This window comes from Anaerotignum faecicola (assembly GCA_024460105.1).
Taxonomy (GTDB): domain Bacteria; phylum Bacillota; class Clostridia; order Lachnospirales; family Anaerotignaceae; genus JANFXS01.
Map to the genome: position 1 here is coordinate 1 of JANFXS010000154.1, position 513 is coordinate 513.

2 protein-coding genes are annotated in these 513 nt (G+C 46.4%); both read right to left on the reverse strand.

All coding sequences use genetic code 11. The features are described from left to right. Nucleotides 1-135: DUF6110 family protein (locus NE664_13250; GenBank protein ID MCQ4727598.1), on the reverse strand; the 135-nt coding region annotated here is incomplete at its 3' end. A 167-nt stretch (nt 136-302) separates the two neighbouring features. Further along, nucleotides 303-513: heavy-metal-associated domain-containing protein (locus NE664_13255; protein ID MCQ4727599.1), on the reverse strand; the 211-nt coding region annotated here is incomplete at its 5' end.

A 513-nucleotide genomic window follows, 5' to 3' on the forward strand; every position in this document is an offset into this window, starting at 1 on the left:
GCGCAGTCCGGCGGCCAGACAGTTGACGTAAAACTTCTTCGCATCTTTACTTGCCAGAATTTTAACACCCGCTGTACCGAATAAAACACCTCCTGCAAAGATTCCTATCTTTTTCATTTTGAAGCAGTCCAACATTTCTTTATCCTCCTGTTTTTCTTATCTATGCTTGTAACCCGTGTAAAAAACCATCGCCAGGCAGAAAAGCATTGCCCAGGCCCAAAACCTGTGTTTTTTCATCTTCAGTCACTCCTTTTATAAACGTTTTACTAGAAATTTACCCGGTTAGTCAACGCCAACAGGCCTTATTGAGAAATCGAGTCATTTACCGTCGTAATCCGATAAACAGTGTATCCTGCGTCCTTGACAGTATCCTTTAACACGGTGTCGCTGAACTCCTGTTTCATGCGGACATCCGCCTCCGCCTCCATTAAGTTCACGCGGGCATAGACGCCCTCCAGAGAATTTAATGCATTCTCCACCCGGATGGCGCAGTTGCCGCAGGACATCCCGTCC